The 23,636-nt window shown below is 55.3% G+C and carries 23 protein-coding genes and 1 tRNA gene; 7 read left to right on the forward strand and 17 right to left on the reverse strand.

Translation table 11 applies throughout. From position 1 onward, the window contains the following. The first annotated feature begins 167 nt into the window (after window positions 1-167). The 3 genes from ACR0JG_RS06170 to ACR0JG_RS06180 all read left to right on the forward strand — a co-directional run bounded on the left by ACR0JG_RS06170 (window position 168) and on the right by ACR0JG_RS06180 (window position 2,895). Complete coding sequence (locus tag ACR0JG_RS06170; RefSeq protein ID WP_170511855.1) at window positions 168-929, forward strand: DUF6478 family protein; 762 nt, start codon at window positions 168-170, stop codon at window positions 927-929. 10 nt (window positions 930-939) lie between these two features. Further along, the gene (locus ACR0JG_RS06175; protein WP_480568149.1) at window positions 940-1,305 is read left to right on the forward strand and encodes a hypothetical protein; all 366 of its coding nucleotides are present in this window, start codon (window positions 940-942) and stop codon (window positions 1,303-1,305) included. Window positions 1,306-1,368: 63 nt separating this feature from the next. Further along, the gene (locus ACR0JG_RS06180) at window positions 1,369-2,895 is read left to right on the forward strand and encodes an MFS transporter (protein WP_223118634.1); all 1,527 of its coding nucleotides are present in this window, start codon (window positions 1,369-1,371) and stop codon (window positions 2,893-2,895) included. A 48-nt stretch (window positions 2,896-2,943) separates the two neighbouring features. Here ACR0JG_RS06180 and ACR0JG_RS06185 read toward each other — a convergent pair whose 3' ends face one another. The 7 genes from ACR0JG_RS06185 to ACR0JG_RS06215 form a co-directional block, all read right to left on the reverse strand. Continuing rightward, complete coding sequence (locus ACR0JG_RS06185; protein ID WP_170393963.1) at window positions 2,944-4,287, reverse strand: S41 family peptidase; 1,344 nt, start codon at window positions 4,285-4,287, stop codon at window positions 2,944-2,946. Between the two features lie 6 nt (window positions 4,288-4,293). Then, entirely contained in the window at window positions 4,294-5,427 is a 1,134-nt protein-coding gene (locus tag ACR0JG_RS06190) for a peptidase M23 (protein WP_170625670.1), read from the reverse strand. Further along, on the reverse strand, window positions 5,424-6,941 hold the full coding sequence (gene gpmI, locus ACR0JG_RS06195) for a 2,3-bisphosphoglycerate-independent phosphoglycerate mutase (protein WP_480568151.1): 1,518 nt from the start codon (window positions 6,939-6,941) through the stop codon (window positions 5,424-5,426). Before gpmI ends, ACR0JG_RS06190 begins: the two co-directional genes overlap by 4 nt. Window positions 6,942-7,027: 86 nt before the next feature. Further along, window positions 7,028-8,698, reverse strand: a complete 1,671-nt coding sequence (locus tag ACR0JG_RS06200; RefSeq protein WP_480568153.1) for a sulfatase-like hydrolase/transferase — start codon at window positions 8,696-8,698, stop codon at window positions 7,028-7,030. Window positions 8,699-8,713: 15 nt separating this feature from the next. After that, a complete protein-coding gene (gene nqrM / locus ACR0JG_RS06205; RefSeq protein WP_170393970.1) occupies window positions 8,714-8,944 on the reverse strand; it encodes a (Na+)-NQR maturation NqrM in 231 nt (76 codons plus the stop codon). Between the two features lie 15 nt (window positions 8,945-8,959). Further along, complete coding sequence (locus tag ACR0JG_RS06210) at window positions 8,960-9,985, reverse strand: FAD:protein FMN transferase (RefSeq protein WP_480568155.1); 1,026 nt, start codon at window positions 9,983-9,985, stop codon at window positions 8,960-8,962. Between the two features lie 67 nt (window positions 9,986-10,052). After that, the gene (locus ACR0JG_RS06215; protein WP_170511840.1) at window positions 10,053-10,238 is read right to left on the reverse strand and encodes a hypothetical protein; all 186 of its coding nucleotides are present in this window, start codon (window positions 10,236-10,238) and stop codon (window positions 10,053-10,055) included. A 120-nt stretch (window positions 10,239-10,358) separates the two neighbouring features. Between ACR0JG_RS06215 and ACR0JG_RS06220 the strand changes: the two genes are divergently transcribed. Next, window positions 10,359-10,883 (forward strand): CBS domain-containing protein, encoded by a 525-nt coding sequence (locus tag ACR0JG_RS06220; protein ID WP_170393976.1) that lies wholly within the window; start codon window positions 10,359-10,361, stop codon window positions 10,881-10,883. Window positions 10,884-10,887: 4 nt separating this feature from the next. Here the strand turns inward: ACR0JG_RS06220 and ACR0JG_RS06225 are convergent, their stop codons facing one another. The 7 genes from ACR0JG_RS06225 to ACR0JG_RS06255 form a co-directional block, all read right to left on the reverse strand. Beyond that, the gene (locus ACR0JG_RS06225; protein WP_480568158.1) at window positions 10,888-11,667 is read right to left on the reverse strand and encodes a metallophosphoesterase; all 780 of its coding nucleotides are present in this window, start codon (window positions 11,665-11,667) and stop codon (window positions 10,888-10,890) included. A gap of 134 nt (window positions 11,668-11,801) precedes the next feature. After that, a complete protein-coding gene (gene nqrF, locus ACR0JG_RS06230) occupies window positions 11,802-13,025 on the reverse strand; it encodes an NADH:ubiquinone reductase (Na(+)-transporting) subunit F (protein ID WP_170393981.1) in 1,224 nt (407 codons plus the stop codon). A gap of 10 nt (window positions 13,026-13,035) precedes the next feature. Next, window positions 13,036-13,644 (reverse strand): NADH:ubiquinone reductase (Na(+)-transporting) subunit E, encoded by a 609-nt coding sequence (nqrE, locus tag ACR0JG_RS06235; RefSeq protein ID WP_050603817.1) that lies wholly within the window; start codon window positions 13,642-13,644, stop codon window positions 13,036-13,038. Continuing rightward, entirely contained in the window at window positions 13,644-14,297 is a 654-nt protein-coding gene (locus ACR0JG_RS06240) for an NADH:ubiquinone reductase (Na(+)-transporting) subunit D (protein ID WP_152460184.1), read from the reverse strand. Before ACR0JG_RS06240 ends, nqrE begins: the two co-directional genes overlap by 1 nt. Then, a complete protein-coding gene (locus tag ACR0JG_RS06245; RefSeq protein ID WP_480568161.1) occupies window positions 14,297-15,112 on the reverse strand; it encodes a Na(+)-translocating NADH-quinone reductase subunit C in 816 nt (271 codons plus the stop codon). Before ACR0JG_RS06245 ends, ACR0JG_RS06240 begins: the two co-directional genes overlap by 1 nt. Further along, entirely contained in the window at window positions 15,105-16,313 is a 1,209-nt protein-coding gene (locus tag ACR0JG_RS06250; protein ID WP_170393985.1) for an NADH:ubiquinone reductase (Na(+)-transporting) subunit B, read from the reverse strand. The genes ACR0JG_RS06245 and ACR0JG_RS06250 overlap by 8 nt, the downstream gene beginning before the upstream one ends. Window positions 16,314-16,318: 5 nt before the next feature. Beyond that, the gene (locus ACR0JG_RS06255) at window positions 16,319-17,662 is read right to left on the reverse strand and encodes a Na(+)-translocating NADH-quinone reductase subunit A (protein ID WP_480568164.1); all 1,344 of its coding nucleotides are present in this window, start codon (window positions 17,660-17,662) and stop codon (window positions 16,319-16,321) included. A gap of 299 nt (window positions 17,663-17,961) precedes the next feature. Between ACR0JG_RS06255 and ACR0JG_RS06260 the strand changes: the two genes are divergently transcribed. The 3 genes from ACR0JG_RS06260 to ACR0JG_RS06270 all read left to right on the forward strand — a co-directional run bounded on the left by ACR0JG_RS06260 (window position 17,962) and on the right by ACR0JG_RS06270 (window position 20,109). Further along, window positions 17,962-19,077 carry a THUMP domain-containing class I SAM-dependent RNA methyltransferase gene (locus ACR0JG_RS06260; RefSeq protein WP_480568167.1) on the forward strand — a complete coding sequence of 372 codons (1,116 nt, stop codon included), beginning with the start codon at window positions 17,962-17,964 and terminating at the stop codon, window positions 19,075-19,077. 126 nt (window positions 19,078-19,203) lie between these two features. After that, window positions 19,204-19,280 (forward strand) — tRNA-Pro (locus ACR0JG_RS06265). A 121-nt stretch (window positions 19,281-19,401) separates the two neighbouring features. Then, on the forward strand, window positions 19,402-20,109 hold the full coding sequence (locus ACR0JG_RS06270; RefSeq protein ID WP_480568170.1) for a hypothetical protein: 708 nt from the start codon (window positions 19,402-19,404) through the stop codon (window positions 20,107-20,109). A gap of 436 nt (window positions 20,110-20,545) precedes the next feature. Here the strand turns inward: ACR0JG_RS06270 and ACR0JG_RS06275 are convergent, their stop codons facing one another. The 3 genes from ACR0JG_RS06275 to ACR0JG_RS06285 form a co-directional block, all read right to left on the reverse strand. After that, a complete protein-coding gene (locus ACR0JG_RS06275; RefSeq protein WP_480568173.1) occupies window positions 20,546-21,442 on the reverse strand; it encodes an EamA family transporter in 897 nt (298 codons plus the stop codon). Window positions 21,443-21,500: 58 nt separating this feature from the next. Further along, complete coding sequence (gene wrbA / locus ACR0JG_RS06280) at window positions 21,501-22,124, reverse strand: NAD(P)H:quinone oxidoreductase (RefSeq protein WP_480568176.1); 624 nt, start codon at window positions 22,122-22,124, stop codon at window positions 21,501-21,503. 106 nt (window positions 22,125-22,230) lie between these two features. Then, a complete protein-coding gene (locus ACR0JG_RS06285; RefSeq protein WP_480568179.1) occupies window positions 22,231-23,100 on the reverse strand; it encodes a LysR family transcriptional regulator in 870 nt (289 codons plus the stop codon). Window positions 23,101-23,636: the final 536 nt, after the last annotated feature.

Genomic DNA, 23,636 nt, shown 5'->3' on the forward strand with positions numbered 1-23,636 from the left:
GCCTCGGCCCGAGCTATTGCAAGAATGGCGGCTCTTTGCGACGCAGAAACCAGCTGGATAGGAGATCACATTTAGGATTCGGGAAGATTTATCCGCTAATCAAGTAAGACTGGTTTGTCCCCTGCCCCGACTTTGACTAAAGAGGGGCTGTCTTGAAAGATGGGGCGATGGGCAGATTACTGGATCGATATGTTCAACTAAAGGCTCTCGGGCGCTGGCAGCGTGCCGCGCAGCAGTCTGACCACCTCGCACTGCCTGAGCTTCGCCGCCAACGTGATGACGCCCGGCGGTTGCGCGGCAAACTTGAACAAGCAATTCAAAAAGCTGATGCTCGCCTGATCCAACCCTTGATTGGGGCGACGCAGTTTCCAAAACCCCTGGGAACGGATTGGTCGTGGCGACCGGACCTGTGGCGGACGCCACTGATCCGCAAAGGTATAGCCTCGGCCCCGCGCAAGGCGCGGATGGATGGGCAGGTCATCCTGTTTCACGATTGCAGCCAGGTCGAGATCGGGCTGCAGCAAATCCGAAATCGGCGAGACAAGGATTTGGCGCCTTTCAGTCTGGCCGTTGAGGTATTTGATTTTCAGGGATCTTTCCTGTCGCTTTCCATTGATCTGCCCACGGATGCCGCCATAAATCTGTCCCGCCAGCATCTGATGAGGGTCGACACTCTGGTTGAGTGCGAGCGTTCTACCGTTGTCTTCGCCCGCCTGAACATTCAGCATGGCCCAAATACCGAGCAGGTTCTGCGCGAACTTGATCTTTCAACACCTGCGGCGACTGTGGATTTTGATCTGGCCCATCTGAACGTGAATGAGCGTCGAATTGAAAAACTCTGGTTGGATCTGATCATTGATCAACCCGCGATGAACCGTGTGGTGTTTCGTGACCTGACATTCTGCCGTTACCACCGGGCTGATCTGTAAAGGGTAATCAATGTCTCATACCACCCTGACACCAATCCGTTTCGAAAACGGCCTGTGGGAAGGCCACGTGACCAGCGAAAGCCCTCCGCAGATCGAGGTTCTGTTTCTTGGTGAGCCCGTGCCTGATGTTGAGCTGGCACCAGAAACGGATGGCTGGGACTTGCGTATCCCGGTGCCGCCCACTGCCCTGTCCGAAGGTGTCCACACCGTCGTGATTCACGATGCAACAACGGGCCAGAAGCTGGGGGATTTCACCATCATCGCCGGTTCACCTGCTGCAGATGATCTGAGGGCCGAGGTCGCTTTGCTGCGCGCCGAGTTGGACATGTTAAAGCGCGCGTTTCGCCGCTCTCAGACATCTCAGAGCGGATCCTGACCACAGCATCGTTAGGCTTCTCTCTATCTTTTCAGGTCCATACGTGCATCATTGAATTGGTCTATGGATCGCAACAGCATCATAAAGGTCATCGCGCTTATGGTGACCGGTTTCGGGATCGGGATCGATTTTACCGGAGCCCTGATGCTGGTCCCGGCGATCGAAAACAGCTTTGACGCCGACATCACCAGCACCCAGTGGGTTCTGAATATTTACGCTTTGTTCTTTGCAATGACGATGGTGGCCGGAGGTCGCCTGGGTGACATGTATGGTCATCGCAAGATGATGATCATCGGTCTTTCGATCTTTCTGTTTGCGTCGGTTTTATGCTTTGTCTCACCCGGTTTGGACTACCTGATCGGCGCACGCGCCTTGCAGGGGATCGGGGCGGGATGCGTGTGGCCCTGCACACTGGCATTTGGAGCCACCAAAGTGTCGAAAGAAGAACACCGCGCATTGGTGATGGGGCTGATACTGGCGGGTGTCACCACGGGTAATGTCTTTGGACCGATGATTAGCGGCGCGGTGGTCAATCTGGGTGATTGGAGGTTGTTTTTCCTCGCCAATGTGGTGTTTTCCAGCATTTCGATGACGACTGCGATCCTGCTGATGGAGCGTGAGACCGAGCATAAGAAAGGTGAACACATCGACTTTGCCGGGATGGGCATCCTGTCTTTTGCAGTTTTGCTCTTGCTTTACGGTTTGGATGTTGGTGCCGATTGGGGCTGGACTTCGCTGCCGCTTTTGCTGCTGTTTTTTGTCAGCGCCGTTTTGTTCTTCCTGTTTCCGAAAGTCGAAAAGAGGGTCAAGGAACCCTTGCTAATGCCTCAGTTGATGCAGAACCGAGAGTTTCTGATTACCTTGGGTCTGAATATGTTCAACGTCTCGGCAGCTTTTGTCGGGCTGCTTTATTTTCCGCAGTATATGCAAAAAGTCTTGGGATGGTCTGTGTTCCAATCGGCGCTGGGTTTGGCACCGCTGACGGTGTTGCTAGCGGTCGGATCAATCGTCTCGGGTACGCTGTATAACGATTTTGGGCCCAAGCGACTGCTGTTTTGGGGGTATATTTGCGCCACAGTCGGGGCGGCAAGCGTTGTCATCATGCCTTCCGGGACCGGATATTTTCAGATTCTGCCCGGAATGGCGCTGATTGGTTTGGGCGCAACGCTGACGGTCGGGCCTTCGGGAACAGCCGCTGTATGCGCGGTTAAGCCGGAACGCGCCGGACTGGTTGGCGGCCTGAGTTTCATGACCCATCTCGTCTATGGGGCAATCGCGGTCGCCTGTGCGACGGCGGTCATGTATGTGACAAGCCTGTCCAGCCTGAAAACCCGATTGACCGCGTCAGGCATCAAAATGTCCGAGGCTGATCAGAAAGCGATCAATGGTGGAACGCTGAACACAGACTCGGCAAAAGCAGTGCTTGAAAAGTTGAATTCAGGTGAAACTGAAAAGGTTCAGGCCGCCATTGCGGCGGCCTTTGATACCGGAATGAATATGGCTTTTGTATTCGCCACGATCTCAGTCGCTGCTGGAATCGTCCTGGCGCTGATGCTGGATGAGAAAAAACTGCACAAGGTCGAAGGGTAACGCTTCAGGGTGCGAGAATAGGGCCGCTGATGGCGGCCCCCCTCCCCTTTATTGTGACGGCCCGGTCGGATTGAACGCGGACAGGCCTTTGAGGATATCGATGGCATATGCCAGTTGATAATCCTCTTCGCGCAGCTCTGCGGTGGCTTCGGCTTTGGCGCGATCCTCTTCGATCTGGCGAATCTCGTCCTCGCTGAGGCTGTCATTATTCAGGCTGCCGCGCAGATCGGCCTCGGACCGGGTGCGGGTGTTTGTATCTTCTTCTTCCTCGTCAACCGGGTTGTTGCGTGGTTGTTCGACGATGATGTCCGGGCTGACGCCAAGCGCCTGAATCGAACGACCCGAGGGCGTGTAGTAGCGAGAGGTTGTCAGACGCATAGCCCCGTCACCCCGAAGCGGCATGACCGTCTGCACCGATCCCTTGCCGAAGCTCTTAGTGCCAACCACGATGGCGCGGTTGTGATCCTGCAAGGCGCCCGCGACAATTTCCGACGCCGAGGCCGAACCACCGTTGATCAGCACAACGATGGGCTTGCCTCCGGTCAGATCGCCGGGTGTTGCGTTGAATCGTTCACCATCTTCGAGATTGCGACCCCGGGTCGAGACGATTTCGCCCTCATCCAGGAATGCGTCAGAGACCTTGATGGCCTGAGTCAACAACCCGCCGGGATTGTTACGCAGATCCAGAACGATCCCATTGACGTTTTCGATGCCCCCGGCCTCTTCAATCTGTTCTTCCAGTCCTTCCTTAAGGTTCGGATAGGTTTGGTCATTGAAGGTCGTGACACGCAACACGACACTTGTACCTTCGGTACGTGCACGAACTGCGGTCAGCTTGATCGTGTCGCGAACGATCGTTACGTCGAATGGCTCTTGCTCGCCTTCACGCACGACTGTGATCACGATTTCCGATCCCACCGGGCCGCGCATCAGGTCCACGGCTTTATCCAGCGTCAGCCCCAAAATGCTCTCGCCATCCACATGAGTGATGAAATCGCCCGCTTCGATACCAGCAGCATCCGCTGGGGTGTCATCGATGGGCGATACAACTTTGACAAAGCCTTCTTCCTGCGTGACTTCGATACCGAGCCCGCCAAACTCGCCACGTGTCTGCACGCGCATCTGCTCGGCATCATCAGGCGACAGGTAGCTGGAATGTGGGTCTAGCGAGGTCAGCATCCCGTCAATCGCAGCCTCGATCAGCTCGTCGGTTTCTACCTCTTCGACATACTGGGCGCGAATACGTTCGAAAATGTCACCGAACAGATCAAGTTGTTCATAAACGCTTGCCTTGTTCTCGGCCTCTTGCGCAAGCAGAGGGCCTGCGATCTGTGTTGTTGCGACTATCCCTGCCACGGTGCCGGCCAGTCCGGCCATCACAAATTTCTTCATACTCGTTTATCCATCCTTGTCCGTCCGGAACCATGATTCCGGGTCCACTGGGCTGTTATCCTGTCTTACTTCTATATAGAGCGTTTCTGACCAGTCAGTTCCAGTGCCATCACCGCTTGTTGACATAATAGCGCCGATTTCCGGAGTTTCACCCGGCATCAAACCTACCGGAGTACCCTCGGGTATCACTTCCCCGGTCAGACCATATACCTCTTGCAGACCTGAGAACACGAATAGCAATCCGGGCTGGGGTTCAAGGATCACAAGATTCCCGAGATCCAGCAAGGGCCCGCGGTAACGGATCGTGGCAGCCGTTGGCGCGGTGACCAATGCGCGGGGTCGCGTGCCCAGCACCAGCCCGGGGCGCGTTACCCCCGCTGCGTCCGTTTCGCCCGCCCGGTGCAGCATGACCCCTTGTGCGGGCAAGGCGATTTGACCTTTCCGGCCCGAGACATCTGCATTTGTATCTTCAATCTCACCATCGGTGATCTCGGATAACCCACTGGCAAACCCATCCAGCGTTTCGGTCGAGGATATCAGGATCGCTGTACGCACAGGATCTTCTACGAAACGGCGCGGCAGATCGGTCCGGTCCGCTATCGCCTCACTAAGCTGCGTGCGGGCATCCTGAACACCCTCCAACCCTTCGGTCAGCGTATTGGCAGCGTTTTGTTGAAGCTGTCGCAGTGTCTGTACCTCTTGCAATTCGTTTGCAAGCGCCTGAGCCTGCGCGTTCAACCCAGGCGTGACTTCGGACAACATCATACCAGTGCGCGCGGCCCCAAGTGGGCCGGACGGGTGCAGCATAAGTACCGGAGGCGCGGTGGTTTCGATCGTCTGCAGAACACCTAACAGCTGCGCCACCTCCTGCTCTTGTACCTGCAATTCTGCAGTCAATTGCGCCTCGCGCAAGGCCGCGCGGCGCAGGCCGTCGCGCATAGCGCTCAGACCGGCCTCGTAGGCTTTTATGGTTTCGGTCAGGGCTTTGACCCGGTCGCGGGCAGATTCGGCCTCAGTCAACGCGATCGAGGCTTGCTCCAGCATCTCGGCCGCTTCTAGTGCCGCCTTTGACGGGCTGGTTTGGGCGACGACAGGGGTGGCCCAAATCAGCGCTGCAGCAACGATCGGGTGCAATCTCATGTCAGCAAGCTTTCCCCTGTCATTTCAACGGGTTTCGGCAATTCCATAAGCTGCAACAAAGTTGGAGCAAGATCGGCCAAGCGCCCATCGCGCAGGCTTGCCCCTACGGGGCCGCCGACCAGAACAACAGGCACGGGATTCAGCGTATGCGCCGTATGTGGACCGCCCGTTTCCGGGTCAACCATCATTTCACAATTACCGTGATCTGCGGTCAAAATCATCGCACCCCCGACCTGCTTCAGCGCTGCAACCACCTGCCCCAGCCCTTGATCAACAGCTTCACAGGCTTCAATCGCAGCTTGCAGATCACCGGTATGACCAACCATATCTGGATTGGCGTAGTTGGTGACGATCAGATCATATCCGCCGTGGATCGCCTCGACGAACTTTTCTGTCACTTCGGCCGAGGACATCTCGGGCTGCAAATCATACGTCGCCACTTTGGGCGATTTGGGCATGAAGCGATCCTCGCCACTCTCGGGCTGCTCTTTGCCACCGTTCAGGAAGAAAGTGACATGAGGGTACTTCTCGGTTTCGGCCAAACGGAACTGGCGCAGGCCTTGCTTAGCAACCCATTCGCCCAGCGTATTCACGCTATCCCGCTTGGGAAATACGGTCGTCATATAATCGTTGTGGCCATCGGAATACTCAACCATGCCCAGTAACGCCGACGACTGCGGGCGCGGACCGGAGTCGAACTCGGCAAAACCGGGCTCCCCAATTGCCCGCAGGATTTCTCGGGCACGGTCGGCGCGGAAGTTCAGGCAAAAGAACCCGTCACCGTCCTTAATACCGGAATAACCAGCAAGAACCGTGGGCGCGATAAACTCGTCGGTTTCGGATTGGGCGTAGGCATGGTCGACGGCCTCATGGGCCGAGGCCACGGTGCGCCCCTGACCTTTGACTATTGCGTCATAGGCCTCGGAAACGCGTTCCCAGCGATTATCGCGGTCCATGGCAAAGTAGCGCCCACAGACGGTGACAACCTTTGCACCATCGGGCAACCGGTCTTCGAGTTCGGCGATGTAGGTAAAGGCCGATTTCGGGGCCACATCGCGCCCGTCGGTGATCGCATGTAGCGCCACGGGCACGCCCGCATCGGTAACCGCTTTGGCGGCAGCCACGATGTGATCCAGGTGCCCGTGCACGCCCCCATCCGATACCAGCCCCATCAGATGCGCTGTCCCGGCTACAGCTTTCACCTTAGCGATGAAGCTCTGCAGCGCCTCATTGTGAAAGAAAGAACCGTCTTCTATGGCCAGGTCAATCTGCCCCAAATCCATCGCAACCACGCGCCCAGCCCCGATATTGGTGTGACCAACCTCGGAATTACCCATCTGACCACTAGGTAGACCCACATCCGGCCCGTGCGTTATCAGTTGCGCATGAGGACCTTCAGCCATGAGAGCATCAAAGGTTGGCGTATTTGCCAGATAAGGCGCATTGGCCTTGGTATCGTCGGATAGGCCCCAACCATCAAGGATACAAAGGACAACGGGCTTTGGGGCGGTCATGAAAGCTCTCCGATTGAGGCGGCGTTGCTGTCTTCTACCCCCTGCCCGCTCAAGGTTGAACCGTCATTAGGGCCGCGAATGAAGAATTAATCTGTCTTGTAGTACCCAAAGGGTCGCGCTTTGCGGTTGCGGTATTTAACGGTCAGCTCAAGCGGCATCTCGTTTTCGTCGTAAATACCGATCACCACGCCTGTTCCTCGGCTTGATCCACGCATGTTTAGCAGTTGTTCTTCCGACCGGGTCGTGCGCTGCGACTGGCGCCGTGTCCAGGTGAACAGGTGATCATACATCTCGGCGATGATGTCTGCATGCTCATCGCTTTCGCCCAGGTCCGTCAGCTCGCTCGGATCATTCTCTAGATCAAACAAAAGCGGGCGATAGCCCCCTTCACAATGGATCAGCTTCCATTTCTCGTTTGCAACCATGAACATGACCGCATACCGAACCGAGGCGTTCAGTGACTGCGCAATGGGGGATGCGGAGTAGTCGTACTCACAAATCACCACATCGCGCGGAGTGCTTTCGGCCTGACCGTGCAGGATGGGCAGCAATGAATGCCCTTCCAGAATGTGCCCTGCGGGTTCACCGCCTGCAACCTCCAGAAACGTGGGCGCTAGATCGATGGATTCGACCAATGCATCGCATGTGGTGCCGCGCGTGGCATCAGCCTCGGGCGATGGATCATAGATGATCAGCGGCATTTTGGTCGAGGCGTCATGGAAGAAGGTCTTCTCTCCCATCCAGTGATCGCCCAGAAAATCCCCGTGGTCCGAGGTCAGCACGATCATCGTGTCCTGCATTCGTCCGGTCTGTTCCATCCAGTCAAACAGCCGCCCCATTTGGTCGTCAGCCTGCTTGATCAGGCCCATATAGGCTGGAATCACGGCCTCGCGTACATCCTGACGCGAGAAGGTCTGGCCGATTTTCGTATCCATGAACGCTTTCAGCACCGGATGAGCGTTCTGCCGTTCAGCTTCGGACCGAATGACAGGCAGAACGTGTTCGGGACCATACATCGAGGCGTAGGGTTCTGGCACAATATAGGGCCAATGCGGTTTGATATAGCTGAGGTGGCAGCACCACGGCCCCTCATGGTTTTCAATGAACTCCATGCCGCGAGAGGTGAGATAAGGCGTTTCGCTGTCTTCCTCGGCGATATTCGCGGCCTCTGACGAATTCTTCAGGAACCAACCTGAAAGTACATTGCCCTCTTCATCCAGCCCCGAATTGGCGAAGTCGTGCCAGGGGTTGTCACTCTCATAGCCTTTGTCTTTCAGATACTCGTTGTACCTTTTGGCGCCATCCGGGTCATAAAACCCATCCGGCCCTTCGGGGCGCATCCCGTCATCGCGCTCAAAGACATCAAACCCGCATTCAGCGACGCGTGCCCCGATCAGGCTGTCGGGCTCAAGCCCCAAACGGGCCATACCCTCGGCATCTGCACGCATATGAGTCTTGCCGACCAACCAGCAATCCATCCCTGCCTTGCGTAAGTGATCGCCCATGGTGATCTCACCAACTTTCAGCGGGATTCCGTTCCATGACGCGCCGTGCGAATGCACATAGCGGCCGGTATAGGTCGACATACGGGAACTGCCGCAGATCGGTGACTGGATGTAGGCCCGTGTGAACCGCATACCCATCGAGGCGAGACGGTCAATATTTGGCGTATGCAGATGTGGATGCCCGTAGCAGCTGAGATAGTCCCAGCGCAATTGGTCGAACATGATGAAGAGGACGTTCTTGGCTTTGTTCATGCCAAGAGGGTTATCCTAGCCTTCCATCTGTTGCAGCATCTTTTTCGCACGCTTGCACTGCAACTGGTCGCGCAGAGGGCTGTCGGGATCGATATCCTTTTGACAGACCACACATTTATCGGCACCCGAGATCGCGTTCAGGCCACCGCAGCTGCCTTTGATGGTTTTGCCCATCAACATCACACCCAGCGCCATGCCAACCATGACGATCAGCAACAGGAAAAAGGCTAGAATAAAGGTGCTCATAGCGGTTCCTACCGGTCAGTTGGTCCCCAGCGCATCCTTGAAGGCGCTGCTTTGTACGGTGATATAGGCTTCTTCTCCGCTTGTCACATCCCGAGAGATGAAGAACACGGCAAGTTTATGCTCTTCGGCCAGTTCCAGACCCTTTTCCAGACCCAATGCTAGCATCGCCGTTGCCCACGCATCCGCCATCATGGCGTTGTCTGCTAAAACAGTAACCGAAGTGGTGCGATGAGTAATCGGGCGGCCCGTCGTCGGGTCAATGATATGCGAATAGCGCACCCCGTCCTGTTCGAAGAAGTTCTTGTAATCACCCGAGGTCGCCATTCCCAGATTGTCGAGCGGCACGATCAACTGGATTGATTGCGCGCCAGTCTCGGGTTTTTCGATCCCGATCCGCCAGCTTTCGCCTTTGTCATTCGCGCCCATGGTCACCAGATCACCACCGATCTCGACCATATAGTTCTCGATCCCGGCCTCGCGCAGCTGTGCGGCAACCGCATCGATGCCATAGCCTTTGGCGATCGCAGACAGGTTGATCCCGACTCCGGCCTCTGACTTGGCCAAAGTGCCCGCTCCGCGATCCAAGTCTAACAGCCGCGCTTGCCCCACTTGCCCAAGCGCTGTCGCGATCTCGTCATCTGCCGGAATTGGGTCTTCAGGTTTTCGCGGCCCAAACCCCCACAATTCGATCAGCGGACCAAGGGTAACATCAAACGTACCACCGGATTTCTCGTGAACCTCATTTGCGGCCTCAATGACGAAGGCAAATTCGTCTGACACTTGCATGGGGTCCGTGCTGCTTGAGGCCGAGAAGGTCGAGACCTCGGAATTCGGGTCCCAGTTGGACATCTTGGCATTGACCTGCGCCAGGGTCTCCTGAATCGCTTGTCTCAGCGCTGCTTCGTCCAAATCATCGCCGATTGCGGTGATGTTGAACGTGGTGCCCATCGTCTCGCCGGACAGGCGTACCACGTCAGGCTCTTTGCCAAACAAGCAGGCCGAAACAGTCAAAAGTAAGGCCAGTGTGATCAGTGGGCGCATGGTGCAATCTCCCGGGAGTGTTCTTGCCCGGCATATGCCAGTGAGCCTGTTCAGAGTCAAACCGGCCTCAAATCTCGAGCGGCAAAAACGCCAATGCGAAAAGCCCGATTGCTGCCGGGACGCCAAACAGCCAAGCGCGCTTTTGCCAACCTTCCGGTTGCTGTTTCCAAGCCATGCGAAAATTATGGCCGCAGACCACCACGATAAAGAATATCAGCGCGGCAACTGGTGGTGTCAAATACAGGTTGCTCAAAAGCAATTTCCTTTTGAAGTGGCCAAGTTACGCCGGTTTTCGAAATTGCACCCTATACAGGGCCGGTCCCTGCGGTAAGGTAGGTTGTAAGGACAATACCGGTGAAAGAGGAGACCGCCCATGGCCCCAAGCTCTTACCAGCCTCCGACACGCGGCGACAAGGCCGCGGCGACAACCCGCAGTCAATCAGTTGAGACCAATCTGTCGCATACCCAGACAACGGTTGCGAAACTGATGGAAGGCAAAGGGGATGCCGTTTTTTCGGTGCGGCCCAACGACACGATTCACTCGGTCGTGGATATCTTGCGCGAAAAACGCATCGGGGCCGTTGTTGTGACGGATCAAAATGGTGCCCTGCAGGGTATCCTGTCCGAACGTGACATCGTGCGCCGTATGGCGGAAACGCCCGGCCAGACCCTACCCCAATCAGTGGCCGATCTGATGACGACCGAGGTCAAAACCTGCAGCCCCGAAGACTATCTGAACGACGTGCTGAAAACCATGACCGAGGGCCGGTTCCGGCATATGCCGGTATTGAGTGATGGGAATCTGCGCGGGGTGATCACCATTGGCGATGTGGTTCATTTCCGCTTGAAAGAACTGGAATACGAAGCACTTAGAATGAAGCAAATGATCGTCGGTTAGCGACTTACGCTGATACGCGCTCGATTCCGGTGCGCGCTGTCGAGATAAATCGGACAAAACCAGGCGAGATTTCCGCAGCCGTCAACTTATCAGTGATGAACGCACCTGTATCGATCGAAATGACATCATGCTCGACCCGAGCTTCGTCGACGATGGTATGGCCATGCACCACCCATTGCTCGTCTTTCCTGCGTTTCTTGCGGAACTGAGGATGCCCCCAAAGGCAAGTTCTGTCCTGTTGCCGATCGACCGGCTGCGAAGGATCAAGCGCGGCATGAACAACCGTTACATTCCCGCTCGTCCAGGTCAGCGGCCGATCTTGTAACCAGTCCAGAAGCGGTTGTCCCATCGCTTGCTGCAGTTGTTCGGCAACGGCTTGCGGGTTGGACTGGTCAATATCCGCAAGCCCAAACGAAGCCAAAGTCTGAGCACCGCCATTATACAGCCAGACACGCGCCATCCGTGTTGGATCGGACAAAAACCCAAGCAGCATATCTTCGTGATTGCCTTTCAGGCAGATCGCTCGGGTTTCGGGGTTCGTGTCGAGGTGATGTAGCTGACGCAACACCTGCGCGCTGTATCCGCCCCGGTCAACATAGTCGCCTACAAACACCACCGGACAGTCGTTATCCAGCGCAGGTAGCAGCCGTTGTAAAAGATCCAACCTCCCATGTATGTCTCCGATTGCGTAGAATTTTTCTGTAGGCGCCAATGAATGCAGAATCACCGTCTGATCAGGCGGTGTTTGAGATGCGATAAGCCTTTTGATCCATCCGGTGAACATAAGACCTGCTGTCCAATGCGGCAAATTATGAAACGGAATTCGCCAAATGCAGACGTTGATATTGGCAGCCTGCCCAACATCAGACCCAAAAATGAAAATGGTCGGCCCCAAGGGTTGGAACCGACCGATTCTGTTTATCCGCCGAAATCGTCGAGCATGATGTCTTCGCGGTCCACGCCCAGATCCAGCAGCATGTTGATGACCGACTGGTTCATGATTGGCGGACCACACATGTAGTATTCGCAATCCTCGGGTGCGGGGTGGTTCTTCAGATATTCCTCGAACAGAACGTTGTGAATAAAGCCAGTGTAGCCTTTCCAGTCATCCTCGGGCTGGGCGTCCGACAACGCAACGTGCCATTCGAAATTGTCGAATTCCTTGGCCAGCGTGTCGAAATCTTCGACAAAGAACATCTCTTTCTTCGACCGCGCTCCATACCAGAAGCTGATCTTGCGGTTGCGGTTTTCAAGGCGTTTGAGCTGGTCAAAGATATGGCTGCGCATTGGGGCCATACCAGCACCACCACCGATGAAGACCATCTCTTTTTCAGTCTCGCGAGCAAAGAACTCGCCAAAGGGACCAGAGATTGTGACCTTGTCGCCCGGTTTCAGGTTGAAAATATACGACGACATCTGACCCGGAGGAATGCCTTCGGATCCAGGAGGGGGCGAAGCCACGCGGACGTTCAGCATGATCATGCCTTTTTCATCCGGATAGTTTGCCATGGAATAGGCGCGTTCGATCGGTTCGGCGACGACGGATTTGTACTGCCATAGATTGAAGCGATCCCAATCCTCGCGGTATTCTTCTTCTACGTCGAAATCCGTATAGGCGAGCTGGTGTGCAGGCGCTTCGATTTGGATGTAACCACCAGCGCGGAAATTCACATCCTCGCCTTCCGGGAGGTCCAGCGTCAGAGCCTTGATAAAGGTCGCCACATTCTCGTTCGAGCGAACTGTGCATTCCCATTTCTTGACGCCGAAGACCTCTTCGGGAACTTCGATGTCCATATCCTGCTTGACTGCAACTTGACAGGATAGCCGGTCACCACAAGACGCCTCTCGCTTGGTGATATGGCTTTCCTCGGTCGGAAGGATCGAGCCACCGCCGGAATGCACGCGCACGCGACATTGCGCGCAGGTGCCACCGCCACCACAAGCGGAGGGCACGAATAGCTTCTCTGCGGCAAGCGTCTGCAGCAGCTTGCCACCCGCCGGAACCGAGATTGTTTTCTCACCATTGATGGTGATGTTCACGTTACCGGTTGAAACCAGCTTGGACCGCGCCGCCATGATGATGGCAACCAGACCAAGAACGATAACGGTGAAAAGGGCTACACCTAAGCCAAAGGTTTCCATTCCGCCCTCCTTACAGTTTCACGCCCGAGAAGGACATGAAGGCCATCGCCATCAGCCCAGCGGTGATGAAAGTGATGCCCAGGCCTTGCAGACCATCGGGAATGTCCGAATACTTCAGCTTTTCCCGAACACCCGCCATCGCGGTAATCGCCAGAGCCCAGCCAAAGCCAGAGGACAGACCGTAAGTCGCCGCTTCGGCAAAATTGTAGTCACGTTCCACCATGAACAGTGAACCACCCAAAATGGCGCAGTTCACTGTGATCAGCGGCAGGAAAATCCCCAGCGCGTTGTAGAGTGGGGGGAAATACTTATCCAGCACCATCTCTAGGATCTGAACCATCGCTGCGATCACGCCGATATACGAGATCAGTCCAAGGAACGTCAGGTCCACATCCGGGAAACCTGCCCAGGCCAGCGCACCTGGTTTCAGCAGATAATTCAGCAGTAGATTGTTGGCCGGCACAGTGATGGCCTGAACAACCATGACCGAGATGCCCAGACCAAGCGCGGTCGAGATCTTCTTGGACACGGCGATGAAGGTACACATCCCCAAAAAGAAGCTCAGCGCAAGGTTTTCGACAAAGATGGCCTTTACGGCCAGTGAGATCAGACCTTCCATCAGTGGGCCTCTACCTGCTGAATTTTGTATTCACGCTCTTCCACCTGGTTCGGCTTCCATGTGCGGAAGGCCCAGATGATCAGACCGATGATGAAGAACGCCGACGGCGGCAGCAGCAACATGCCGTTGGGCACATACCAGCCGCCGTTGTTGACGGTCTCTAGAATGGTCACACCGAACAGTGAGCCCGCGCCGAACAGCTCACGAATGAAGCCGACCAGCAGCAGGATCAGACCATAGCCCATCCCGTTGCCCATGCCGTCGATGAACGAAGCGACCGGGGGGTTTTTCATGGCAAACGCTTCGGCCCGGCCCATCACGATGCAGTTGGTGATGATCAGGCCGACGAAGACGGACAGCGTTTTGGAAATTTCAAACGCATAGGCCTTGAGGATCTGGTCCACCAGGATCACCAGTGAGGCGATAATCACCATCTGCACGATAATCCGGATCGATCCCGGGATCTGGTTGCGCAGGCATGAGATAAAGAAGGACGAGAACGAGGTCACGAAGATCACCGCCAACGCCATCACCATCGACACCTGCAGTGATGAGGTTACCGCCAGCGCCGAACAGATGCCCAGCACCTGCAACGTGATCGGGTTGTTGTCGACAAGCGGGTCGACCAACATCTCTTTCTTGGTCTGGGACATCAGAGCTCTCCTGCTTGCAGTTTGGCCAGGAACGGGGCGTAGCCCGCGTCGCCCATCCAGAATTTCACCAGGTTATCGACACCAACCGACGTCAGCGTGGCACCAGCCAGCGCATCGACATAGAAATCGGGGCCTGCCGCAGGCTGCGACTTGGCAACTGTGATTTGCAGATCGCCTGCATCATCGCGCAGCTTTTTGCCATTCCACAGCGCCTTCCACCGAGGATTGTCCACCTCGGCGCCAAGGCCCGGTGTCTCACCGTGCTGATAGAACTGCAGGCCGTAGATATCGTTGCCGTTGTTTTCCAGCGCGATGAAACCATAAAGCGTGGACCACAGGCCATAACCGTGCAGCGGCAGGATTACCTTATCAAGCGCGCCTGAATCATCACGCAGCAGATAAATCACGCGGTACTTGGACTTGCGCCCGATCCCAGCCGGGTCATCGTCCAAAGCGACGCTCAGTTCTGGATCGCTGGCAGCAGCGATATCATCAAAGGTGGTCGCGTCGAACTGATCGTCAACGAATTCACCTGTAGACAACTCCAGTACATGCGGCTCAAACGCAGCGAATGCCTCGGTCACATCAATGCCCGGTTCGTAGATGCCGGCAACCTGCAGAACGTTGACTTGCTTATCCTTCAAACGGTTGATTTCCTGCACCGGGCGCAGGCTGACCGCAGCAGCAGACACGACCATCGAGGCTACAAGGCAGACGGCAACGGCAACAAAAATAGTCTTGCCAACCGAGTCTGGCGAAGCAGCCAGAAACTTGCCAATCGCTCCCTTGGGTTCATTGGATTGCGTATCAGACATGGCGACGCGCCCTCCGTTTGATGTTTGCCTGGACGACGAAATAGTCGATCAGCGGCGCAAAAACGTTTCCGAACAAGATTGCCAGCATCATACCTTCTGGGAAAGCGGGGTTAATGACGCGGATCATCACAACCATGATACCAATCAGCGCGCCATAGATGTAGCGGCCCATATTGGTGTGGCTGGCCGAAACGGGCTCAGTTACCATGAACGCCAGACCAAAGGCGTAGCCCCCAAGAACGATATGCCAGTACCAAGGCATCGCGAACATCGGATTTGTGTCCGATCCGATCAGATTCAGCAGAAGCGTGAAGCCTATGGTGCCCGCAAGACAGCCCACAATCAGGCGATAATTGGCAATCTTGGTCGTCAGTAGGAAGGCCAGGCCGATCATGCAAGCCAGCGTCGATGTCTCTCCAAAGCTACCCTGAATTTGCCCGAAGAACGCATTGGCCCAGGTGATCCCGTCGGCCGCCAGTGCTTGAACGCCTTCAGCAGCGGAGATGCCCAATGCAGTCGCACCGGAAAATCCGTCCACCGGGGTCCAGACTGAATCCCCCGACATTTGCGCGGGATAGGCGAAATATAGGAAAGCACGCCCGACCAGCGCTGGGTTGAGGAAGTTCTTGCCCGTGCCGCCAAATACTTCCTTACCGATCACGACACCGAAAATGATGCCTAACGCGACCTGCCACAATGGCGCTGTCGCAGGCATAATCAGCGTGTAAAGCATCGAGGTTACTAGAAAACCCTCATTGACCTCATGGCCGCGCACAGTGGCGAAGATGACCTCAAAAATACCGCCCGCAACCAGTGTGGTGATGTAGATCGGAAGGAAATACATCAATCCATGCATCACATTGGCGAAAATGCTGTCAGGGTTCAGCGAGATGCCGAACACCTGCAGGATCGCAATCCGCCATCCTGTTGCCGAATCCGGTCCTAGCGTGGCGATGGCCGAGTTTGCCTGATAGCCGGTGTTATACATCCCCCAGAGGATTGCGGGGATCGTAGCAATCACGACGTAGGTCATGATCCGCTTCATATCCACGTAAGAGCGCGCATGCGGCGCGACGGTCGTGACGGTTTTCGGAGTGTAGATAAAACTTTCCACCATCTCGTAGATGGGGAAATATTTTTCGTACTTGCCGCCCTTGGTAAAGTTCGGCTCGATCCGATCGAAGAAGCTGCGCAAACCCATGTGGATCAGCCCTCCTTTTCAATCTTGGTGAGGCAGTCGCGCAGCGCCAGCCCATATTCATATTTCGCAGGGCAGGCAAAGCCCACAAGGCCCAGATCTTCTTCGTCCAGTTCCAGTGCACCCAGCGCCTGCGCGGTGTCGGTGTCCATCACCAATAGCGCCCGCAGCAATTGCGTCGGCAGATAATCCTGGGGCATAAGCTCTTCGAATACACCCGTCGGCACCATCGCGCGGCGACCACCGTTCAGGTTTGACGTGAATGAATAGAGCTTCTTGGCAAAAGCCGATCCCAAAACAGGCTGTACCGCATATTTCGAAGGCATAGGAAGAATCCAGCCCAGTGTGTGCTGATCATGATCTTCGCGAATAATGCTGATCTGGCGCGCAAAACGGCCCAGATAGGCAGTCGGACCATCGGCATGCTGCCCCGACAAGATCGACCCCGAGATGATCCGCGCGATCCCGTCGACGTTCACTTCATCCCGGGTCAGGTCATCCGTCGACGCGCCCATCACGGTGCGGATCAGGCGCGGCTGGCGCGCGCCCGGTCCAGACAAAGCAATCACGATGTTTGAGTCCAGATGACCGGTCTGCATCAGACGACCGATCGCGATCACGTCCTGGTAGCCAATGGTCCAAACCTGCTTGTCCCCTCCCAGCGGCTCAAGGAAGTGAATATGAGTTCCAGCGAGGCCCGAGGGGTGTGGGCCGGAAAACGCAGCCGATTCTATACCGGGCAGATCGGAACCGGGGATGGATGCCCCCTCTTGCTGGCACAGATAAGTCTTGCCATCGGTCAGATTTGAGACAGCTGTAAGACCAGCCGCAAATGCCTCGCCCGCATCCGCAATAACCAATGCCGCATCACCTGCCAGTGGATCGCTGTCCATGGCTGTCACGAAGATTGCTGTAGGCTTGGAGCCTGGTTCGGGCATCTTTGAATAAGGACGTGTCCGGAAAGAAGTCCACAGCCCGGCCGCGCATAGCTTGGCCGTAACACCTTCGGCGGTCTCGGCATCGCCGGTGCCCGAGAAATCTATGCCGGCGTCATTGGCATCCGAAACCTCGATCACCACGCTCTGCAATACACGCCGCGCCCCGCGATTAATTGCCACGACCTTGCCGGTCAGCGGCGCGACCATCATCGCGTCGGGCGCATCCTTGTGGCAGAACAACGGCGTTCCTCGCTGGACCGCGTCGCCCTCTTGCACCAGCATCTTGGGCTTTAATCCGATATAATCACTGCCCAGAACGGCAACCGACGAGAATTCAGGCCCCGGCTGGATTTTCTGTTCGGGCGCGCCTTCAACCGGCAAATCCAACCCTTTTTTTAGTTTGAAAGTTTGCATGTTGCTACGTTCTTCCAAGCCTTTGTCCTGCGCCTGCTGCGCGCCATCTTACAATGATGCCAGGAAATAACACGAAATTTCCCGTCTGTCCGGTCGCGAAAGCGCCATTATCCGACCAGAATCCGCAGGCGTATTTCCGATCACGGCTCCTTTACGCGGGGATGAGTGCAAACGCAAACCTGTTACCGCCCAAAATCGAAAAGGAATGTCACATTCTTTTGAGCTTACGGTCGTTCAGAACAATTTGCCCATTTAATTTGCGTGTCGCACAGGCTGATCAACCGGTGTAAGCAACCACAATGGACAACAATGATAAATTCGAGATTTTTCTGATTGCCACTCCAGGGCTCGAAACGCCTTTGTGTGCCGAGGTCATCGAGCGCGGATTCTCAGGCGCCAGGATCGTTCCAGGTGGTGTCGTGTGCCGTGGCGATTGGCCGGAAGTCTGGCGCGCCAATCTGGAATTGCGCGGTGCCAACAAGGTTCTGGTGCGACTGGGCAGTTTCCCCGCCGTGCATTTGGCGCAATTGGACAAGCGCGCCCGAAAATTCCCGTGGGCGAGTTATCTCAGTCCAGACATTCCCGTGAAGGTCGAAGCAACCTGCCGCAAATCTCGTATCTATCATGCAAGAGCGGCGCGACAGCGCATCGAACAAGCCATATCCGAGGGGCTCGGCACCTCAGTCTCACCCGATGGCAAAGTCCGCGTGCTGCTAAGAATCGAAAAAGACATATGCACGATCTCCGTCGACACATCCGGCGAGCCCTTGCACAAGCGCGGTCATAAGCCTGCAGTCGCCAAGGCCCCGATGCGGGAAACAATGGCTTCGATGTTCCTGCGTGAGTGTGGGTTTGACGGGTCTGAACCGGTTCTGGACCCGATGTGTGGCTCTGGAACATTCGTTATCGAAGCGGCTGAAATTGCACTTGGTCTGCCCCCAGGCCGCTCACGTCAGTTCGCATTCGAAGATTTGGCAAGCTTCGATCCAGATGTCTGGCAAAAAATGCGCACTCGTACCGGTCGACCCGAAACAGAGCTGAGATTCTTTGGCTCAGATCGCAATACAGGCGCAGTCGAGGCTTCACGCTCTAACGCCCGACAGGCACAAGTGGATCATGCCACCCGATTTCAGCACTGTTCGGTCAGTGATATCAAGCCGCCAGAAGGCCCAGCTGGGCTGGTCATCGTCAATCCGCCCTACGGGGCACGCATCGGTGATGAAAAGCGCCTGCGGTCGCTCTATGGCAGTTTAGGCAAGTTATTATCCAGTCGTTTCCAGCGATGGCGTGTGGGCATCATCACCACCACACCCGGACTTGCCCGCGCAACGCGATTGCCAATGCTTCCCCCCGGCCCAATCGTTGATCACGGCGGAACAAAAATCCGACTGTATCGAACCGATCCGTTGCAGTGACTCAGCGAATTCGCAGATCAGGCGAAGGGTTAAAACCACCCCTCGAATCCAGCGACGACATATGTGTGTACGCCCAAAATCCCTCTTGCACATCGATATGACGAGGTATAGATCACGCGCCACGGTCGGAGTGTAGCTCAGCCTGGTAGAGCACTGTCTTCGGGAGGCAGGGGTCGGAGGTTCGAATCCTCTCACTCCGACCAATAAAACAAGGCGCCCGAGGGCGCCTTTGTTGTATTTAAGACAGTGATCCGAGGTTCGTTGAACCTGCGCGTTAGTCGAACTCCAACGCACTGGCAGCCTTACGCAAGTGCTCGGGGCTATATGCCTCGTTCGACCGCAGCCATCACCGCACAACCTGGTAGTGCTACTACAACTGAATATTTGCCGCCCGTAATGGGAGAAAAGCGTGGGGACTCGCTCACAGTGAGGCCCAGTCCGGAAGAGTTTCGCAGCCCGTTTTTAGATGGCACGATGTATATGGGAGAAAAAGGAACGAGCGGTATGATCCGCATCCAAAACAAGGAGAAAGATCAGCAAAACCCCTCGAAGGGCGCATTCAAGCAGCTGACTGAAGATCAGAAGAGAGCCCGCGTCGAGGTCACGCTCAAATGCCGAGACCTTCACGACCTTGGGCTTTACGAATTGCCCGATCTAAAAGGTTTCAAATATACAAAATTACAGAAGAAATTCTTCCAATTCATGCTGCCTACATTCGCCAGCCTTAACAGTAAACGAAGCCCAGCAATCCACGCAGCTAACGGTCTGGAAGAAGAGAAACGTGCTGAAATTTTCCTAAAATCTGGCTTACTTGCGCTCATGAGAAGAGACGAGGTGTGGGAGGAGCATGTTCGCTCAACAAGACCGGAAGTTAAGAAGGTATTTCGGCGTAATGAATGGCCTATCATACAGAACCGGGTTGGCCGCGGCGCGACTTCTAATATGATTGCATATGAGGCCTTGAATAAGGAAGTCCACACCGCTTTTCGACATCTTGGTGAGCGGGAATACAGAGCGTGGCTTAAAAGGTAGGGTGTTGGCGACGTCTTAGTCATTTGGACTAATGCTGAAGGATACGGTTAACAGTAAGTGCTTACTTATAAGTAATTAGGTATTGTTAAGAGAGAAAACGGTGCCTCCCTATGCCAGCAAAGGTATTGTAGCGATAGGCGCATATCTTCTCGTGACCTGAAATAGTAGAAAAAACTTGTGATTTTCAGATATCGCCCTGCCCGGTCCAACGGCCTGAGTTGGCTTAATTGTTGTTTTGATCGTCTACAATTTCACCATCTCAATAGGAGGATTGGAACACCCAATCACGGTGGCCCCAGAAGGCATCCCATTGATCACTCGGAAGGATACCTAGGACTTCAATACTATAGGGATCCGACGAACAGGCTTGAACGAATTGTTGAGCCATTCCTCGCCCACTTGCGTGATCGGGCCCATTGTTTGCGACTCAAACCCATCAAGCAGATCCAGCTGTTGCTGGTCTCCATTTTTTCAAACTCGAATTGTCCCTTCGACTCACGCTCTGGCCGACCACAACAGAGCCAATAACTATGACTGCTCCTATAGACTGAGTGAGGCTAAGCGTTTGTCCCAAGTATACCCAGCCGAGCACGACAGCTGTAACAGGACTCATCATGCCGAGCATCGAGACCGCACTAGGGTCCAGGCGCGCTATGCCACGAAACCAAAGAGCATAGGTAGCTGCAGCACCAATCAACCCAAGCCAAATCAGGCCGGCGACATTTGTCGCGCTGAGCGCAGGTAGAGGTGGCTCAAGAAACAGAGCGACTGGCAGCAGTATCAAACCTCCGGCTGTTAATTGCCACGCAGTGAAACTCAGCGCCGAGACCGGAGGTTGCCATTTCCGGCTGAGAACGGTGCCAGCAGCCATTGACGCAGCTCCTCCCAAACCCGCTGCTATACCGATCCAATCAAGTTGTGCTTCTGGTCCGATCAGCAGCAGAGACACACCCATTACGCCAGTCGCGGCGGCGCCAAGTGCACCAAGTCGGATTGGGGTTCCCAGCCATCCCCACGCCATCAAAATCACGATCATTGCTTGCAACGATCCTAGGGTGGCGGCCACACCACCAGGTAACCTATACGCAGCAACGAAGAGGAACACCCAGAACAGAGCGAAATTGAGGCTGCCTAAGACGAAAGTTCGACCGAGCCATTCGCGTGGTGGAACGCAGCGCGTCACTGCAAGCAACAACAAGCCAGCAGGCAGAGCTCGTAACGCAGCCAGGGTAATCGGATAGCCAGCCGGGAGCGCTTCCGTAGTTACCAGATAAGTGCTTCCCCATACCGCTGGGGCGAGCGAAGTGAGAAGAATATCGGTTGAGCGTGACATTGTATGTCTCCCGGCTGAGGCGTTTGAGAATTTGAGTGAGACGTCAGAGGCGCGCGGGTTACGCTGCTTCCGCTTGAAGGTTTGATCCAGCGAGGCAAGCTGTAATCGTTGCAACATGAGCACCCTGGAACCGCGCCCCGGCTAGGTCGGTTTCGGTAGGCGTGCGGGAACCATCAGCACCAGCGATCGTTCCGGCACCATATGGTGCGCCGCCAATGATTTCTTCTGATGTAGTCTGGCCAGCAAATGTGTAGGGCATTCCGGCAATCAGCATCCCAAAGTGTTGAAGCGGGACTTGCGTTGTCAGAAGGGTCGCCTCGTGTCCGCCATGTTGCGAACCCGTAGATGCAAAGACCGCCCCGACTTTACCAACCAGAGCATTCCTGGCCCAAAGCCCGCCAGCCTGATCCAGAAACGACTTCATTTGACCGGCCATCATGCCAAATCGGGTCGGCGTTCCTAAAATTATTGCATCATAGTTTTCCAAATCTGCCGGCACGGCGACAGGCGCATCATCCACGACATAGCCAGCCTGCTGGCGGATTTCCTCAGGGACAGTTTCGGGCACACGCCGAACGTCAACTTCGGTGCCGGGAACACTTCTGGCGCCTTCAGCTTCGGCATCGGCCAATGTGCGGACATGGCCATAGCTTGAATAGTAGAGAACGAGAATACGTGACATAGGATACCTCTCAGGGCTGTGACTTGTTTCCTGAGAGAATGGAATTTGTTGCGCCGCCAATTAAGTCGCGCTCTTTGACATCACTCTTTACCTGTATTGAACAATGTCACGACCTGAGAGCCAGGCGCAGATGATCAAGAAAGGCTGTGACCTTTGCATCCATTCCCAAGCGAGATGCTGTAACCGCGAATACTTCTGGCGCGGGCAGTTCGTGGTCAGGTAGAACTCTCACCAAGGCCCCGCTAGCTTCAGGAGCATCAGAAACGAACTCGGGCAGAGTTCCGATGCCTTGCCCGGCTATCAGCAGATCACGCAAAACGAGGCTATTACCAACCCTCACACGCGGATCAAGTTCCAATGATGTGACGCCGTTCGCGGCCGAGAGCTTCCAGCTCGTCAAATGATCAGCAAGCAAAAAGCCGATGATTGCATGGTTTTTCAGATCCGCCGGCTGGGTCGGCGTCCCACATCGCTCCAAATAGTCAGGAGACGCAAATATTCTTTGCCGCATCACGCCGATCCGTCGGGCAACAAGTGCCGAATCCGGCATGGCAGCACGGATACGTATCGACAGATCGAACCCGCCCTCGACCATATCGATCACCTTGTCGTCCATCGAAAGAGTAAATCGCAGATCAGGATAGGTTTTCAAGAACTCTGGAAGCATCGGTGCGATAATGGTTTGGCCGAAGGAACTCGACGCATTCACCCGAAGGTGCCCACGCATCGCTTTTGCACCTTCCCTGATGGTCTGTTCCGTTTTTTCGACCGCGTCGAGAATTCCAATTGCATCTTGGTAGTAGAGACTGCCGGTGTCAGTTAGTGACATGGATCGGGTCGTTCTGGTCAGAAGGACGGTTCCCAGACTTTCTTCCAGAAGCTTGATTTCTCTGCTGAGAAGCGCAGGAGAAACACCAAGGTCTTCCGCCGCACGGGCAAAGCTACCGCGTTCAACGATACGGCGAAAAGCTTGCATGACTGACAGTTTGTCCAAGTTATCACCCTTCGAAAAAGCTGCTTTTGATGTGTTACGCGATAGATCGGGTCTACGACATGCCCAAACTCACATTCTTTCAGGTCGAGCTGATCCAGTTCAATTCTGTTTGCGGAGCATCCACCACACCTCTGAACTTGAGCTCGGGAACAGTTTTCGGTTCTGAGAGCTCCTCCCTACAATCTCCCGTCACCAGCCTCCCTATTAAATTACCAGCTTTAGGACGGACCTAGCACTACTTTGCATATCTAGGCACAGTCAGCTTCTATACGGTGCAGCTCACTTTTCACGACTAATCCCCACTATTAGCAATCGTCGGTTTCTACTCTCCGGAGTAGCTCAATACACTGCCTGGCATAGACGTGTGCTTACGCTCTCAATGTGGTTCTCTCTCAGGAGCGTCGTGAGCAGGCCTGAGTTACGTCCGTTCTCTTATGTGTGTCTGGGTCGTCTGGCCTGTGTTTTGTCGCTTTGCGCGCTTTTCTGGCCTGTCTTCGGATATGTGTTTTCCGAGAACC

This window comes from Ruegeria sp. AD5 (assembly GCF_056542345.1).

Coding starts and splice junctions, on each gene's coding strand:
- ACR0JG_RS06170 (WP_170511855.1), top strand. CDS start 168: ATGGGCAGATTACTGGATCGATATGTTCAACTAAAGGCTCTCGGGCGC.
- ACR0JG_RS06175 (WP_480568149.1), top strand. CDS start 940: ATGTCTCATACCACCCTGACACCAATCCGTTTCGAAAACGGCCTGTGG.
- ACR0JG_RS06180 (WP_223118634.1), top strand. CDS start 1,369: ATGGATCGCAACAGCATCATAAAGGTCATCGCGCTTATGGTGACCGGT.
- ACR0JG_RS06185 (WP_170393963.1), bottom strand. CDS start 4,287: ATGAAGAAATTTGTGATGGCCGGACTGGCCGGCACCGTGGCAGGGATA.
- ACR0JG_RS06190 (WP_170625670.1), bottom strand. CDS start 5,427: ATGAGATTGCACCCGATCGTTGCTGCAGCGCTGATTTGGGCCACCCCT.
- gpmI (WP_480568151.1), bottom strand. CDS start 6,941: ATGACCGCCCCAAAGCCCGTTGTCCTTTGTATCCTTGATGGTTGGGGC.
- ACR0JG_RS06200 (WP_480568153.1), bottom strand. CDS start 8,698: ATGAACAAAGCCAAGAACGTCCTCTTCATCATGTTCGACCAATTGCGC.
- nqrM (WP_170393970.1), bottom strand. CDS start 8,944: ATGAGCACCTTTATTCTAGCCTTTTTCCTGTTGCTGATCGTCATGGTT.
- ACR0JG_RS06210 (WP_480568155.1), bottom strand. CDS start 9,985: ATGCGCCCACTGATCACACTGGCCTTACTTTTGACTGTTTCGGCCTGC.
- ACR0JG_RS06220 (WP_170393976.1), top strand. CDS start 10,359: ATGGCCCCAAGCTCTTACCAGCCTCCGACACGCGGCGACAAGGCCGCG.
- ACR0JG_RS06225 (WP_480568158.1), bottom strand. CDS start 11,667: ATGTTCACCGGATGGATCAAAAGGCTTATCGCATCTCAAACACCGCCT.
- nqrF (WP_170393981.1), bottom strand. CDS start 13,025: ATGGAAACCTTTGGCTTAGGTGTAGCCCTTTTCACCGTTATCGTTCTT.
- nqrE (WP_050603817.1), bottom strand. CDS start 13,644: ATGGAAGGTCTGATCTCACTGGCCGTAAAGGCCATCTTTGTCGAAAAC.
- ACR0JG_RS06240 (WP_152460184.1), bottom strand. CDS start 14,297: ATGTCCCAGACCAAGAAAGAGATGTTGGTCGACCCGCTTGTCGACAAC.
- ACR0JG_RS06245 (WP_480568161.1), bottom strand. CDS start 15,112: ATGTCTGATACGCAATCCAATGAACCCAAGGGAGCGATTGGCAAGTTT.
- ACR0JG_RS06250 (WP_170393985.1), bottom strand. CDS start 16,313: ATGGGTTTGCGCAGCTTCTTCGATCGGATCGAGCCGAACTTTACCAAG.
- ACR0JG_RS06255 (WP_480568164.1), bottom strand. CDS start 17,662: ATGCAAACTTTCAAACTAAAAAAAGGGTTGGATTTGCCGGTTGAAGGC.
- ACR0JG_RS06260 (WP_480568167.1), top strand. CDS start 17,962: ATGGACAACAATGATAAATTCGAGATTTTTCTGATTGCCACTCCAGGG.
- ACR0JG_RS06270 (WP_480568170.1), top strand. CDS start 19,402: ATGCCTCGTTCGACCGCAGCCATCACCGCACAACCTGGTAGTGCTACT.
- ACR0JG_RS06275 (WP_480568173.1), bottom strand. CDS start 21,442: ATGTCACGCTCAACCGATATTCTTCTCACTTCGCTCGCCCCAGCGGTA.
- wrbA (WP_480568176.1), bottom strand. CDS start 22,124: ATGTCACGTATTCTCGTTCTCTACTATTCAAGCTATGGCCATGTCCGC.
- ACR0JG_RS06285 (WP_480568179.1), bottom strand. CDS start 23,100: ATGCAAGCTTTTCGCCGTATCGTTGAACGCGGTAGCTTTGCCCGTGCG.